This window comes from Amycolatopsis rhabdoformis (assembly GCF_035918295.1).
GTDB classification, from domain to species: Bacteria; Actinomycetota; Actinomycetes; order Mycobacteriales; family Pseudonocardiaceae; genus Amycolatopsis; species Amycolatopsis rhabdoformis.
The window spans coordinates 9,757,604-9,771,991 of the sequence record NZ_CP142149.1 but is presented as its reverse complement, the minus strand read 5'-3'; the positions used below and the strand labels follow the sequence as shown (position 1 = coordinate 9,771,991).

The following is a 14,388-nucleotide window of genomic DNA, read 5'->3' as shown; positions in this document are numbered from 1 at the left end:
TCAGCCGAGCGCCTTGGCCCACTCGTCGCCGAGGACCTTCTTGGCGGCGTTGACCTGCGCGTCGGTGGCCAGCTTCACGTCGCCCTCGACCTTGGGCAGCGCGGCGAGCGCGGTCTTGTCGGCGGTGCCGGCCGATTCCATCTTCGGCAGGCGCGCGGGGCGCGAAAGGCCCTTCAGGAACAGGTTCTGGCCCTCGTCGGAGTACAGGAACTCCTCCCACAGCCGCGCGGCGGCGGGGTGCGGGGCGGTCTTGCTGATGCCCTGGGCGTAGAAGTTCGAGTAGACGCCGTCGGTCGGCACGGTGACCTTCCAGTCGACCTTGCCCTTGAGCTTCGCGGCGTACCCGGCCTGCAGGTAGTCCCAGTCGAGCGTGATCGGGGTCTGGCCGCTCTCGATGGTGGCCGCGCTCGACTGCACCGGGATGAAGTTGCCCGACTTCTTCAGGTCGGCGAAGAACTGCACGCCCGGCTTGATGTCGTCGAACGAACCGCCGTTGGCCAGCGCCGCGGCGTAGACGCCGGCGAACGCCGCGCCCGCCTTCGTCGGGTCGCCGTTGAGCGCGACCTTGCCCTTGTACTCGGGCTTCTTCAGGTCGGCCAGCGTCTTCGGCGGGTCGGTGACCTTCGCGGCGTCGTAGCCGATGGAGATGAAGCCGCCGTAGTCGAAGAACCAGGAGCCGTCGTCGGCCTTCTGGCCCGCCGGGATGTCGTCGAACGTGGCGACCTTGTAAGGCGCCAGCAGACCGTCGGAGGCGGCGGAGAGGGCGAACGCGCTGCCGAGGTCGACCACGTCGGGCGCGCGGTCCTGGCCCTTGAGCTGCTTGACGGCGTTGATCTCGTCCTGGCTCGCGCCCTCGGGGTTGGCTTCGGTCACCTTCAGGCCGTACTTCTTCTTGAAGGCGTCGAGGATCTCGCCGTAGTTCGCCCAGTCGTGCGGCAGGGCGATCACGTTGAGCGTGCCCTCCTTCTTGGCCGCCTCGACGAGCTTGTCCATACCACCGAGGTCGGCGGCCGACTTGGCGGTGGCGGCGGCGCCCGAGCTCTGCTCCGAACCCGACGCGCCACCCCCGCACGCGGAAAGCAGGAGCGTGCCGGCGGCAGCGACCGCGGTCAGGGCAGCGAAACTTCTCTTCACTTGTCCAGTCCTTTGATACCCGGGGTGTGGGAATGCCGAGCGAACAGTCCACTAGGGACACAGCCGGATCATGAACCGGATGTGAATGACCAGTGCCCTGCTCATGCACGATCGTCACCGGGAGTCACAGCGCGACGGGCCCATCGCGGTTGGTGATCTTTGAGCACGGAGTGGTCACGAAAAGTCGCCCGGTTTCCGGAACTGCCGGAAACCGGGCGACTTCTGACCATCTCATGTGGACTGGGAACCGGTGCGCGCCGAGGCCGCCACCACGGCGCGCACCGGTTGTCTGGAGCGGTGGGCTACGGGTAGCTCACCAGGTTCACCGGCCGCGTCCCGTCGGGCGTGGTCGCTCCGGTGGTGTTGATCACGTGGGTGATCGTGCCCGCGTGGTTCAGCGACACGGTGACCATGTCGTGGAACCGCACGCCCGGGGTGTTGGGCGCTTCGTAGGCGTGGGCGCTGGCCACCGACGGGTTGGTGTTGAAGAAGCAGTAGCTGCCCAGGCCCCACGCTTCGTGGCTGGTGACATTCGGCCCGACTTTGTAAGCCGAGTAGCCCTGCGAGGACCCGTTCATCCAGGCGGCCTGGTTGGGCACGTCGTAGGGCATCTCGTTCTGGAAGAAGTACGTGCGCCCGCCGTTGCCGTTCCAGACGACCTGCGTTTTCTGGTAGTGCTCCACGAACAGGCCGTACATCGTCACGTTGTTGCCGTTCACGGTGAGCCCGTTGTCGGCGGTGTTGGTGTTCCAGCCGACGAAACTGTTGTTCGCCGCGTGGTCGGCGCGCCAGATCCACATGTGGTCGCCGATCACGTTGTTGCTGTTCACCACCAGGCTGTTGGTGGCCTTCCCGACGGCCGGGCCGCCGATGCGGAAGAACACGTCATGCAGCGAGGTCGGGTCGGCCGAGTGGTCGGCGCTCGAGCCGGGGGCGCCGACCTGCATGAGCGTGTTCGAATTGGTCGTGCCGGCGTCCACGAGCAGGCCGGCCACCTTCACGCCGTTGACGTCGTCCACGTTCATCGCGGTGATGCCGTTGTCGGGCACCAGGGTCGCGATGCCGAGGCCGAGCACCACGGTGTCGGGGCGGGTCACGTGCAGGGTCTGGTTGAGGTGGTAGACCCCGGGCGTGATCAGCAGGTTCTTGCCCGCCGCGAGCGCCGCGTTCATGTCGGCCGCCGAGGCGCCGGGCTTGGCGACGTAGAACTGGTCGATCGGCAGCGAGCTGCCGGGCGCCGTGCCGTTGGCCCAGCTGGTGCCAGACGTGTTGTTGCGCAGGGCCGGCACGAAGACCTGGTACTTGCCGGCGCTGTCAATGTAGAGGAACGGCTTCTCGCGGACTACGGGCGCCTGGCCGACCGTGGTGTAGGGCGGGCTCGGGAACGTGTTCTGCGGCGCACCGTTCACGCCGACGAAGACCATGTTCCAGTTGGAGCCGTTCCAGCTGCCGAACTGCGAGTTGCGCGAGATCCACTGCTGCTGCGAGCCCGAGCGGACCTGGCCGTCGATCTTCGAGTCGGAGATCCAGCCACCGCTGGCCCAGCCGCCGTCGTCGAGCTGCAGGTCACCGCGCACGTGCATGCGCCGGTACGGGGCCGCCTGGGAGACTGCCCAGCGGTCGGCGCCGCCGGTCGGGTTCACCGACAGGTTCTCGGCGCCGCGCCAGAAGTTCTGCGTCGCGTTCTGCGGCGGGAACCAGTCGGCCTCCACGTGCACCGCGCCGTTGATCGTCACGGCGTCGGGGCTCAGCCCGAGGCCCAGCACCTGCGTGTAGAAGCCGACGTTCACGTTCGCGGAGTACGTGCCCGGCTTGAACATCACGGCGTAGCGCTGGCTGCCGAACTGGTTCTTCTCTTGCTGGCTGAAGATGCTGTTCAGCCTGCTCTGGATGCTCGCGCTCGACATCGACGGATCGAAGATCACGACGTTCGGGCCGAGGTCCGGATCCGAGCTCGGAGGAGTCGTAGTGCCACCCACAGGACTCAGTGTGAACGATTGGGCACTGGTGTTATTACAGGTGTACTGCTCCAGCTGAACACTGTCTGCGATAGAGGCCCCCGGCACGTCCAGGCACTTGCCGCTGTTGCGGTTCACGAAGTGGTATGCACCACTCGCCTCCTGCACAGGCTGCCACTGCTGGTTGAGGCCGTTGGAGTAGGACCAGAGCTGCGCCAGACCCCCGTCGTCCTTGGAGACGTTCGTGATGTCCCAGGACTGGGCCGGGTTGAGCTGGGTGTTCACCCGCACGTAGCCATCGGTGGTCGGCTGGAACTGCCACGCCTGCGACGCGGTCTGGTTGCAGGCGTACTGCTGGACGACGGTGCCGTTCGCGCTCGCCGCGGCCTTGGCGTCGACGCACTTGCCGCTGTTCCCGGCCTGCACGGTGAACCACTGATCGGGGGCGATGGCCTGGGCCGCTGCCGGGGCTGGGGTCTGCACGTGGGCCGGGGTTTGCGCCTGAGCCTGCTCCACCAACCCCACACACCCCGCCACCACCGTGAACGCGGACAGCACAAGCGTGCCCACTCTCCGCACTCCCATCGGAACCTCCTCCGCCGCACCGCGCGGCCTCTCGACGAGCACAAAACGGCAAGGCTCATGCCCAGGGATGGAGACGCGGCGTAGCGGGCGGGGACCTCGGCGTCACAACCGGGTGAAAATGTAACGGCGGACACACAGGGAGTCAATACAGAGCTAAAAATAAGTCATGAAGAGGTTCTTGAGCTGGGCGTTTCCCGAGTTCTTGCGGGTGGGTCACGCTCCGGAGCCGCAGTACTGTTCGTCGGCCTGCGTTGCCGGGCCTGATTGGATCTTCACCGGGTTTCCATTTTGCCCTCTGACCTGCAGTTTTTCTGACCGGCGTCGTTGTCCGACCCCCCGGTGAAAACCCCTCGGGGCGAGGTGTACTCTTTGTTCACACGAGATGCGGAGTTCACCTCCGCCTCGGGGCTATGGCGCAGCTGGTAGCGCACCTCACTGGCAGTGAGGGGGTCAGGGGTTCGAGTCCCCTTAGCTCCACCCTGGAAGTCTTACTAGAGCAAGTGCCTGAATGAAGGCCGCGAAGTAGGACAGCGACACCGGACGGCGAACATGAGCCACCCGCACTGCGGGTGGCTTTTTCGTTTGTGGGCTGCACATCGGCCGCGGAGGCCTCCTGGCGTTGCCTGACGTTCAGCTCACTGAAAGGCGCATGAAGTTGCCCGGCGGTGATCTTCTCTTCCTCGATGCAGGGGGCAGCGAAGATCGCTTGGTTGAGCAGCCGCCGCTACTGGTCGTTGCATCGCCGGTTCAGCTCGATCGGCTGCGAAAGCAGCGCGAGGCCGGCGCCGACGAGCTGGGCGCCGTCAGTGAGGTCGGTGTCGGCGATTTCCAACCGCAACTCGAGCCGGCGGCGATCGCGCGATTTCGAGCAGCCGCGCCTTCACCTTGGACGCGCCATCGTGCCGTCGGCGGCGAGGTCGATCAAGTTCTCCTCCTTCGTGTCAAGTTCCTTGAGCTTCGTGGTGATCTGCTGCCGCAGCAGGCGCACTGACTTCTGCTGGCCGTCGAGCACCGCACGTTCGACCGCGTCCTCGACGAGCGCGACGTTGACGTGGGGCGCCTGGCAGACCCCCTTCTGCCTGCCACGGCAGAAGAAGTACAGGTTGCCAGGCATCAGCTGACCGACCGGAGTGTCATCGATCGCCTCGGTGGCAGAGACGAGGGTGACGCCGCGCTTGAGCAGGTCCGCTATGACGATGGCGTCGTCGCAGCGGTTGCGTGCCATTCGCGAGAGTTGGCAGACGATGATCACGTCGACATCGCCCCGACACCAGGCACAACGAGCACGCTGCTCCCCGCATTGCGTCGGGCGAGGTCACCGCACCTCTCGGCGGCCGAGCATTCTCCGCCCGCCCACTCTGGAGCCGACCAGGACTGGCGCCCACCCCACCCCTCAAACGCAACGATCACTTTAACGATTCTTTACTTTCTTGACCGGCGAAGCCATACTGACGTCGAGGGGAGTACTTCCGCAGGGGCTGCCCGGTCAATACGGACATCCCGGTGATGTCCTCGGGAGCCCGCCCAGGTCGGTGGCACGAGATGCCGGCGGCACAGGGTGAAGGAGACCTCGAACACGCGCCGGTGCGCGCTCGTTCGAGGAGGTTCCTGTGCTCGCGGAGGTTGTCGCGGTTGCTCCTGCGGAGTCGGTGGGATCGCTCTGGTTGTGGCTGATCAGCATCGCGGTCCTGGTTTTGCTGCTGGTCGCCGATTTCATGGTGACGCGGCGTCCACACGAAGTGTCGATGCGCGAGGCGGTCGGCTGGTCGGTGTTCTACCTGACGCTGCCGCTGGTGTTCGGCGCCTGGCTGTGGGTCGCGTTCGGGAGCGGCCAGGCGGTGGAGTTCCTGACCGGCTTCGTCGTCGAGAAATCCCTGTCGGTGGACAACCTGTTCGTCTTCATGCTGCTGCTGGCCGCCTTCGCGGTCCCACCCGCGCTGCAGCAGCGGGTGCTGCTCTACGGCATCGTCGGCGCACTCGTGCTGCGGGGGGCGTTCATCGCGGCCGGCGCCGCACTGCTGGCGGCGGGAACCTGGGCGTTCCTCGTGTTCGGGCTGGTCCTCTTCGCCTCGGCGGTGAAGATCCTGCACCAGGCGCTCACGGACGCCGATGGCGAACCGGATCCCGCACGGATGCGATCGGTGCGGCTGCTGCGCAGGTTCATCCCGATCACCGACGACTACCAGGGAGCCCGGGTGACCGTGCGCCGGCACGGGCGGCGGGTGTTCACCCCGCTGGTGGTCGTGGTGGTGGCGGTGTTCACCACCGACGTCGTGTTCGCGATCGACTCGGTGCCTGCGGTCTACGGCATCACCGAAGACCCCTATCTGGTGTTCGCCACCAACGCCTTCGCCCTGCTCGGCCTGCGCGCCCTGTACTTCGTGCTGCACACGGCGTTGGCGAAACTCCGCCACCTCAACCACGGCCTGGCCGTCATCCTCGCGTTCATCGGGGTAAAGCTGGTCCTGCACTGGGCACACGGCGTCTGGCCCGCCGTGCCGCAGATCCCCACCCCGATCTCCCTGGCGGTCATCGTCCTCATCCTGGCGACGGCCACCACCACCAGCCTCCTGCCCCGCCACGCACCCGAGCCCGCTGACCACCGACGGGACTGAGCCATGGCAACCGAACTGCTCGTCAACGCACTGGTCGAGCTCTTCCTCACCCTGCTCATCCTCACCGCACTCGTGATCACGTGCGCGGCAATGACCCCACCACGCGGCCCAGGCTCCTGAACCGGTCCGCGGGAGAAGTCCCTCGGATGATCAGCCCGCAGAACCTCGCCATCGCCGCGGCGGACGACAGGTCTGAACCGTTCGACGAGCCCCTCCTCCCGCTCGGTGGGCAGGTGCGGCCGGTCGTCACAAAAATCTTCTGGAGAGAATCCGTTGCGGTTAGCGTGAATCAGGTTACCGATTCCGACGTCGCTGCTGTCCCGTCGTGTGCGTTCGAAGCGGGCGCCACGGTGCGCCGGCAGGAGAGCGTTCGACAGACAATGGGCGGCCCGGAGCCCTGTTTCGATACCGATCAAGGAACGGAGTCGCTCACATGGCTTTCCCCGGCCTCCAGCACGTCGCGATCACGGTTTCGGACCTCAAGCGCAGCACCGAGTGGTACAGCCGCCTGTTCGAGGCCGAACCCGTCCTCGACGAGGACGAGGAAGGCGGCGAGTTCCACCACACGGTCTTCGCCCTCGACGGCGGAATGCTCTTCGGCCTGCACACCCACCCCGGCCGCGAGTCGAAGGACCGCTTCGTCGAGACGCGCACCGGCCTCGACCACGTGGGCTTCGCACTCTCTGGCATCGCAGAGCTCGAGCAGTGGCGCGACCGCCTCGACGAGCTCGCGATCACCCACGGCGGCATCAAGAAGGCGCACTACGGCTCAGGCGTCTCTTTCCGTGACCCCGACAACATCGCTCTCGAGTTCTTCATCGCACCGGGGACGTGACCACCGATCCCTGCCGGATCCCTCGTCGCACAGGCGAGCCACCGCCGGGGCCCACCCAAAGTCCCCTGCGCGTCGGCCTCCAACCCGGCCATCAGTGGTGCTTCCAGGCTCGTACCACCATTGGTCAGGCCGCCGGGCAGCGAGTCGGAGCCGATGCTGGGACCGTCGAAGAAGTGAGCGTCAGCAGCGATGTCGGGGACCGCGCGCATCGGGTTTCCGTGCCCGGAAGACGGTGCACCTGCTACGACGGCTCGGCCCTCTCACCCGCGCCGGCGGCCTCACCGACCTGCCCGCCGAGACCCGAGCATCCGAACGCCGATCCAGGTCCTTCTACGCGTCGCCGCCTGCGTCAGAAACCGGCAGGTTGAAGAACTGATATACGGCCACTCGCTGGGCTTCCACGGAAGTCACCTGCGAGGGTTCAGCTGCGGCGAAGATGTCGACGGCCCCTTCCTCTTCGCCAGACCGGGAGAGGACTGCGGCGAAGCGGCCATGCTCCATCTGCTGCTGCATTCCGGAGGGAAACACGTCCGGTCGCGCTCCTTGGCAGCAGAGCAGGAGGTCTTCCTTCTCCAGGGCGGTTCGAGCGCACAGGAGGCACTTGAACAGATTCGACCCCGTAAAGGACTGCCAGTCTCGACCTGAGAACTTCATTCTCAAGCCTGCCCCTTCCCCATCAAGGATCTCGAGTGAGACGGGAACCACTGAGGATCCTCGCCCCACAGCCCGCAGTTCAACCGACTCCATGTCTCACTCCCGACAGTTCGGATTCAGGATCCGCTCGCCACCTGGCGAAAAATTTAGAGCAGCCCCGGACCTCGGCGACGAGCACTGCCGACTTTGGCTCCGAAGCGTCACCACGCCGCTCCCCCGCCCACGTGTCCCCTTCACGAAACACCAGTTTCGCTTTCCGGCCAACCACTACGCGACACGGACAGCGGCACCCGGCACGTCACCTACCATGGCGGATGCCTGCTCCCGGCCGATGACCAGCGAGTATCGACCTCCCGGAGCGGCACCGGCCGGCGAGTGGCGGCCGGGGACCAGCGCAAAGGAGCGCGCCGATGGAGCACGCGACGGCGGAGCCGGGCCCCGGAGTCGAGGGTGACGACGTGGGGCGGTGGAGTCTGCGTCAGCTGTGCCGGGCGACGCGGTTCGAGGTGTTCCGCGAGAATCTCAACAGCGTCTTCTACCCGGCGAAAGTCGAAAACCGCGAGCGGGCCACGCCGGTGCTGCCGAGCTCGCACCTCAGCGCCGCGCAGCTGCGACACCTCACCGTCGGCTACGTCTGTTTCGGCACCGAGACCAGCGTCGACCCTGGGGCGCTGGGCGCCTACCACGTGAACATCCCCATGGTCGGAGCCGTCGAGTCCCACTGCGGGCCGCGGGGGATGGTCGCGACGCCGGGACACGCGGCCGTCTTCACGCCCACGGAGCACACCTACCTGCCGCGCTGGGCCGCCGACGCCGAGCAGATCTGCGTCAAAATCTCCACCCGCGCGCTCGAAGCCGAACTGGAAGGCCTGCTCGGGCACCCCGTAGGCACCTCCGTCGGATTCGAGATCGATTTCCCCCTCACCTCGGGTGCCGGGCGAAGCTGGCTGTCCACCGTGAAGCTCCTGCTCTCCGAGCTGGCCGACCCGGAAAGCCTGGTCCACCGCTCCGAGCGGCACCGCGAACACCTCGAGTCCATGGTCGTCGACGGCCTCGTGCTCGCCCACGCCCACAACCACTCCGCCGAGCTGCACGAACCGCGGCCACCGGCGCGGCCCCGCACGATCAAGCGCGTGCTGGACGTCCTCGACGCCGAGCCGGAACGATCCTGGTCGCTCGCCGACCTCGCCCGCCACGCCGGCGTGAGCGGCCGCCGCGTGCAGCAAGGCTTCCAGGAACACCTGGGCATGACCCCGATGAGCTACCTCAAACGCGTCCGACTCGAACGTGCCCGCCACGACCTGCGCGAGAACGCGGGGTCGGTGAGCGATGTCGCCAACCGCTGGGGATTCTCGAACCTCGGGCGCTTCTCCCGCGCCTACCGTGAGCAATTCGGCGAAACACCCTCGGCCACGCTGAGGAACGCGCGGTAAGCCCCGCAGCGGTTTCGTGATCCGTCCTGGGCCGTCGCGATCAGGGCACGCCGCGCCCGGCGGCTGTCCTACGGTCGCCGTGCGGGCGCCCGAGCCCGCCGGACGGAAGGGAAACACGATGGTGGTGGAGCAGGCCTACCTGCGGATCGCCGGCGGACGCGAGAGCGACTTCGAAGAAGCGTTCCGCGCAGCCAGGCCTCTACTCGCGCAAGCGCGGGGCTGCACGAGCGTGGAACTGTTCCGTGACGCGGAGAATCCCTCGACGTACCTGCTGCGCGTCGGCTGGGAGCGGCTCGAGGACCACCTGGTGGGCTTCCCCGCGAGTGACGCGGGCAAGCAGTTCGCCGAACAGGTCGCGGGCTTCTTCGCCGGCGCACCTGAGGTTCGGCACTTCGAGAGCACCGACCGGAGCGCGGCCTGATGGACTTCTCTTGGGAAACCGCCACTTCGGCCGTGGTCGACAGCTTCCGGGACGCGCCCGACCCCCGATTCCGGGCGATCATGGAGAGCGCGGTACGGCACCTGCACGGCTTCGTGCGCGAGGTGAAGCCGACCATGGCGGAGTGGAACGCCGCGATCGAATTCGTGACCGCGCTGGGGAAAACGTGCACCGACACCCGGCAGGAGGTCATCCTGTTCTCGGACGTGCTCGGCGTGTCGATGATGGTGGAGACGCTCAACGGCCAGCAGGAAGGGACCGAAAGCACCGTCCTCGGGCCGTTTCACCTCACCGAATCGCCCGCTCGCGCGCTGGGCGACTCGATCGACCTGATGAACGGCGCCCGGCCGTGTGTGGTGTCCGGTCGCGTCCTCGGCAGCGACGGAATTCCTCTGCCCGGCGCCGAAATCGACGTCTGGCAGTGCAACGAGGAGGGGTTCTACGACGTCCAGCAGCCGGACGTGCAGCCCGCCGGCAACGGGCGCGGCCTCTTCCGCACGGACCCCGAAGGGCGATATTGGTTCCGTTCGGTGGTCCCGAGCCACTACCCGATCCCGACCGACGGTCCGGTCGGCGCTCTGATGGAGAAGGCGAACCGCCATCCGTTCCGGCCCGCGCACATCCACTTCATCGTCCGAGCCGACGGCCACGAAGAAGTCACCACGCACACGTTCGTCCGGAACAGCGCCTACGTCGAGTCCGACGCAGTGTTCGCGGTGAAACGCAGTCTGCTCGCGGATTTCGCGGTGAAGCGTGACGAAGCGACCGCGAAGCGATTCGGTGTGGCCGCGCCGTTCACCCACGCCGAGGTGGACTTCGTGCTGCAGAAGAAGCCGTGAGTTTCACCTACGAACCGCTGCCCGTGCGGGTGGTGTTCGGCGCGGGCCGGGTGGCCGAGTTGCCCGCCGAGGCGGAGCGGCTCGGCCTCGAGCGTCTCGTCGTCCTCGCCACGCCCGGGCGGGCCGAGGAGGTGAAGCTGGTGTCCGCGCTCCTCGGGCACCGGGTCGCCGGACGCTTCGAAGACGCGCGCCCGCACGTCCCGGCGTCAGTGGTACAGGCGGCGTGCGAAGCGGCCGGCAGACTCGGCGCGGACGGTTGCGTCGCGATCGGCGGCGGCTCCGTCATCGGGCTGGGCAAGGCCGCCGCGCGGCAGACCGGGCTGCCCGTGATCGCGATCCCGACCACGTACTCGGGCTCGGAGATGACCCCGATCTGGGGAATCACCGAAGACGGCGTCAAACGCACCGGGCGCGACCTCAGGGTTCTGCCGCGCAGCGTCGTCTACGACCCGGAGTTGACGGTGCGGCTGCCACCGCGAGTGTCGGGGCTCAGCGGTCTCAACGCCCTCGCGCACGCGATGGAAGCGCTGTACGCCCCGGACGCGACGCCGGTGACGGCTCTGATGGCCGAGGAGGGCGTCCGCGCCCTCGCCGCGGCGCTGCCGGTGCTGGTCGATGAACCGAGCGATCTCCCCGCCCGCACGCTGGCCCTTCACGGTTCCTGGTTGTGTGGGCTCTGCCTCGGCCAGACCACGATGTCGTTGCACCACAAGCTGTGCCACGTCCTCGGCGGCACTTTCGACCTGCCGCACGCGGAAGCCCACAGCATCTTGATGCCGTACGTCGCCGCGTTCAACCTCCCGGCCGCGCCGGCGGCCGACGCGGCGATGTCCCGCGCTCTCGGCGTTTCCGAGGCCGCGCCGGAACTCGCTCGCCTCGGCGCGCTCGCCGGGGCTGCTCCGTCGCTGGGCGAGCTGGGCCTCTCAGAAGGCGATCTCGACGAAGTGGTGCGGCAGGTTTTCTCGCAGCCGTACGCGAATCCACGCCGGCTCCGGCCGGAAGAAGTCCGCGGCCTTCTGCTGGCGGCGCTGAAAGGCACGCTGGCGTCCGGATAACGCTCGCCGTATGGCTTCGAACGCAAAAGTGCTGGGCACCCACGGTGCCCAGCACTTTCGTCTCGCCGAGCCGGTTTTTTCCCTGAACACGCCAGTGGCGGCGTTGAGCGATTCCTCGGGAACCACTCAACGCCGCCACCTCCGAGCGTCAGGCCACGCGAGAGCTCCGGCTCAGCTCGTGCCACGCGCGGTCGTGGTACACAAGCGCTCCACGTGCCTGGGCCGAGACGTCGGCCTGGAGCGCGTGCGCCACCACGACGGTGGAGCTGCCCGCCGCCACGGTGCTCACCACGCGAGCCCGGATCCGCACGGGAACTCCGTGGTACGTCGGCTCGCCGGTGGGCAGGCGGCTCCACGGAACCGTGCCGTCGAACCGGTCCACGCCGCTGGTGGCCGCGAGCTGCGCGAGGCTGAGCTGCTCCGCGGCCAGCAGGTGGATCACCACCGTCCGCGCCCGCAGGATCGTGGGCGTGCTGGAGGACTGGCCCGAGGCCGAGAACATGATCAGCGGCGGGTCGGCGCTCACCGACGAGACGGAGCTCGACGTCATCGCGACCGGCCCGTCACCCGCGTCCGCGGTGATCACGGCGACGCCCGCCGGATGGCTGCGGAACGCCGCTTTCAGCTCCTCGACCGACACCCCGGTCGCCGGAGGCTCGCCCGGCTGCACGGTTCGCGCGTTCATCAGCGTCAGATGTCCATCGTGAGCGCGTCTTCGGTGCCCAGCAGCACGCGGCCGTACACCTCTTTGCCGACCTCGGGGGTCACGTAGGCGTGGCGGGCGCCGATGGCCGCGTCGCGCCAGATCCGGTTCAGCACGTTGGCGTCGGCGAACGAGCCGGCTCCGGTGGCCGTCATCAGCGTGTCGATCCCCGAGTTCACCAGCTCCGCGACCACGCCGGTGTCGTTCCGGATCCGGGCGCGGGTCTCGATGTCGGGCAGCCGACGGTCGGCCGCGCAGGCGTCGATCTCGTCGGCGGCCGCCCTCGCGAGCAGGTGGGCGAGGTTGATGGTCGTGGCCGCCTTCGCCACGCCGAGCTGGTGCGCGGGAGAGTTGCGCGCCTCGCGGTACACCGTGTAGGCCACGGGCTTGCCGCCGAGCTTCTTGCGCGTGATCTCCAGCGCGTGGCGGGCCAGGCCCAGCTGCGGCGAGATGAGCACCAGCGCGGCGACCGCGATGAAGGCCATGTTGGAGTTCTGCTCTTCGGCCTGGTACGGCGTGAGGTAGCGGGCCTGCTGCATGTCCACGAACGGCTGGATCCGGTGGTCGGGCACGAAGTGGTCTTCCACCACGATCGTGTCGCTGCCCGAGCCCTGCATGCCCGCGACGTACCAGGTCGGTTCGATGGTCCACGCTTCCTTCGGCACCAGGGCCAGCGCCCTGGGGTCCTGGCCGGGCTCCACCGTCAACGCGATCCCGAGCGCCGCCCAGTCGGCCGCGAACGACCCGGACGAGTACGGCCACCGTCCACTGAGGACGTAACCGCCGTCCACGCGTTCGGCCTTCGAGCCGGGGGTGAAGATGCCCGAGACCTTCGCGTCCGGGTTCTCGCCGAACACGTCCTGCTGCGCCTCGAGCGAGAACGTCGTGGCGAACCAGGTGCACACGTTCAGCAACGACGCGGCCCACGCCGTCGACCCGTCCCCCCGACCGATCTCCGACAGCACCTCCATCGTCGTCCGCATCCCGACGCCGTGCCCCCCGAACCGCTTCGGGACGAACAGCTTGAACAACTCCGCGTCCTCCAGCGCCTTCATCACCTGCGGCACCACGGCCCGATTGGCCGACGACTCCCCCGCGTACTCCCGGATCATCGGCACGAGCTCCGTCGCCCGCCCCACGAGTTCCCGCTCCAGGCCGGCCGTGGCCGCCTCGGACCCGGCGACGCTGCTGGTGACTGTCATGGCTCCCTCTCTCCACTCTGCACGGTGACCACCGGGTCACCACCGGTCCACCGCGGACCGGGTCGTGCCGACGAAGGTAGGAGCGGGAACGACGGGGGCCCAGCCGGTCCGCGTACTTGTGCGGCCCGAATGCGCAACCAGGTCGGTTGACCGGATGTGCTGCCGCGTCGGACCTCACGGTCGTGCGTCAGGACGGGGCTTGCCGACGATAGACTCGGAGCTTCGACTCGGCGGGAATTGCTGGGAGGCGCGCCCGTGTGTCAGGTTGATCGTGCGGCAGTCGCGGCAGCGATCGCCGCTCTGACAGCGACATACCCCCACCTCGCGCAGGCGTCTCGACCGCATCCGGCGCTGGCTGGATGTGACGACGTGGCGTGGTCGGCGATCCCGGGCTGCCCGGCGGAGGTCCCGGTCGTGCTGCGCGGTCTCCTCGACCCCGACGCGGCCGAGAAAGCCGAACGGGCGCTGGGGTTTCTGGTGATGTCGGCGCCCATGCACCTGAGCTCCGTGATGCCGATGGTCGTGCCGTTCCTGCTGCGGTTGGCAGCCGACCCGTCGGTGCCCCGCCGCGGTGAATTGTTCGGCGTGGTGCTGGTGGCCGCCGTGCTGTCCGAGCCCACCGATCCCGACAACCCGGCGGCCCTGGCGATCAGCGGTCGCGAGGAGGACCATCCCGAACGATCCCGGTGCCGGTCCGCGTTCGCCGCCAACGCGAACTGGGTCCGCCGACTGCTGGCCGACCCCAGCCTCCGGGCGAGAACCGAGCCGCTCGACGACGACCGTGCCGGCCTGCGCAAGGCCGCTGGGCTGTGATTCAAGGCGGACACTATCGCGGTTGGTCGCATCCCCGCGAAGTGATCAGCACACCGGTCGTTGCCATCGCTGAGACTGAGCCGCACGCCGTGCGCGCACGGCACGAAGCCGTGCGCGCACAGG

At 68.0% G+C, this 14,388-nt stretch carries 12 protein-coding genes, 1 tRNA gene and 1 pseudogene; 8 read left to right on the top strand and 6 right to left on the bottom strand.

Annotation, left to right across the window (positions count from 1 at the left end; genetic code table 11):
• Positions 1 to 1,134, bottom strand: coding sequence for an ABC transporter substrate-binding protein (locus tag VSH64_RS45550; protein WP_326568940.1), 1,134 nt, complete (start codon positions 1,132 to 1,134; stop codon positions 1 to 3).
• A 302-nt stretch (positions 1,135 to 1,436) separates the two neighbouring features.
• On the bottom strand, positions 1,437 to 3,677 hold the full coding sequence (locus VSH64_RS45545) for an RICIN domain-containing protein (protein ID WP_326568939.1): 2,241 nt from the start codon (positions 3,675 to 3,677) through the stop codon (positions 1,437 to 1,439).
• Between the two features lie 404 nt (positions 3,678 to 4,081).
• Between VSH64_RS45545 and VSH64_RS45540 the strand changes: the two genes are divergently transcribed.
• Positions 4,082 to 4,154, top strand: a tRNA-Ala gene (locus VSH64_RS45540).
• Positions 4,155 to 4,557: 403 nt separating this feature from the next.
• On the opposite strand, the pseudogene VSH64_RS45535 reads toward VSH64_RS45540, so the two are convergent.
• Positions 4,558 to 4,932, bottom strand: a pseudogene (locus VSH64_RS45535) (recombinase family protein); the annotation flags it as partial.
• A 355-nt stretch (positions 4,933 to 5,287) separates the two neighbouring features.
• Here VSH64_RS45535 and VSH64_RS45530 point away from each other — a divergent pair.
• Both VSH64_RS45530 and VSH64_RS45525 read left to right on the top strand, forming a co-directional pair.
• On the top strand, positions 5,288 to 6,292 hold the full coding sequence (locus VSH64_RS45530) for a TerC/Alx family metal homeostasis membrane protein (protein ID WP_326568937.1): 1,005 nt from the start codon (positions 5,288 to 5,290) through the stop codon (positions 6,290 to 6,292).
• 433 nt (positions 6,293 to 6,725) lie between these two features.
• Positions 6,726 to 7,127: a VOC family protein gene (locus VSH64_RS45525; RefSeq protein WP_326568936.1), complete on the top strand. Its 402-nt coding sequence runs from the start codon at positions 6,726 to 6,728 to the stop codon at positions 7,125 to 7,127.
• A gap of 330 nt (positions 7,128 to 7,457) precedes the next feature.
• Here VSH64_RS45525 and VSH64_RS45520 read toward each other — a convergent pair whose 3' ends face one another.
• Positions 7,458 to 7,832, bottom strand: coding sequence for a hypothetical protein (locus VSH64_RS45520; protein ID WP_326568935.1), 375 nt, complete (start codon positions 7,830 to 7,832; stop codon positions 7,458 to 7,460).
• A 359-nt stretch (positions 7,833 to 8,191) separates the two neighbouring features.
• On the opposite strand from VSH64_RS45520, the gene VSH64_RS45515 reads away from it, so the two are divergent.
• From VSH64_RS45515 to VSH64_RS45500, 4 genes are all read left to right on the top strand, one after another.
• Entirely contained in the window at positions 8,192 to 9,214 is a 1,023-nt protein-coding gene (locus VSH64_RS45515; protein WP_326568934.1) for a helix-turn-helix transcriptional regulator, read from the top strand.
• Positions 9,215 to 9,332: 118 nt separating this feature from the next.
• The gene (locus VSH64_RS45510; RefSeq protein WP_326568933.1) at positions 9,333 to 9,635 is read left to right on the top strand and encodes an antibiotic biosynthesis monooxygenase family protein; all 303 of its coding nucleotides are present in this window, start codon (positions 9,333 to 9,335) and stop codon (positions 9,633 to 9,635) included.
• On the top strand, positions 9,635 to 10,492 hold the full coding sequence (locus tag VSH64_RS45505) for a dioxygenase family protein (RefSeq protein ID WP_326568932.1): 858 nt from the start codon (positions 9,635 to 9,637) through the stop codon (positions 10,490 to 10,492). The genes VSH64_RS45510 and VSH64_RS45505 overlap by 1 nt, the downstream gene beginning before the upstream one ends.
• Before the next feature lie 23 nt (positions 10,493 to 10,515).
• Complete coding sequence (locus VSH64_RS45500) at positions 10,516 to 11,547, top strand: maleylacetate reductase (RefSeq protein ID WP_326568931.1); 1,032 nt, start codon at positions 10,516 to 10,518, stop codon at positions 11,545 to 11,547.
• 148 nt (positions 11,548 to 11,695) lie between these two features.
• Here VSH64_RS45500 and VSH64_RS45495 read toward each other — a convergent pair whose 3' ends face one another.
• Both VSH64_RS45495 and VSH64_RS45490 read right to left on the bottom strand, forming a co-directional pair.
• Positions 11,696 to 12,232, bottom strand: coding sequence for a flavin reductase family protein (locus tag VSH64_RS45495; RefSeq protein WP_326568930.1), 537 nt, complete (start codon positions 12,230 to 12,232; stop codon positions 11,696 to 11,698).
• A gap of 5 nt (positions 12,233 to 12,237) precedes the next feature.
• On the bottom strand, positions 12,238 to 13,452 hold the full coding sequence (locus tag VSH64_RS45490; RefSeq protein ID WP_326568929.1) for an acyl-CoA dehydrogenase family protein: 1,215 nt from the start codon (positions 13,450 to 13,452) through the stop codon (positions 12,238 to 12,240).
• Between the two features lie 369 nt (positions 13,453 to 13,821).
• Here VSH64_RS45490 and VSH64_RS45485 point away from each other — a divergent pair, with 369 nt between their 5' ends.
• Positions 13,822 to 14,265: a hypothetical protein gene (locus VSH64_RS45485; protein WP_326568928.1), complete on the top strand. Its 444-nt coding sequence runs from the start codon at positions 13,822 to 13,824 to the stop codon at positions 14,263 to 14,265.
• Positions 14,266 to 14,388 lie beyond the last annotated feature (123 nt).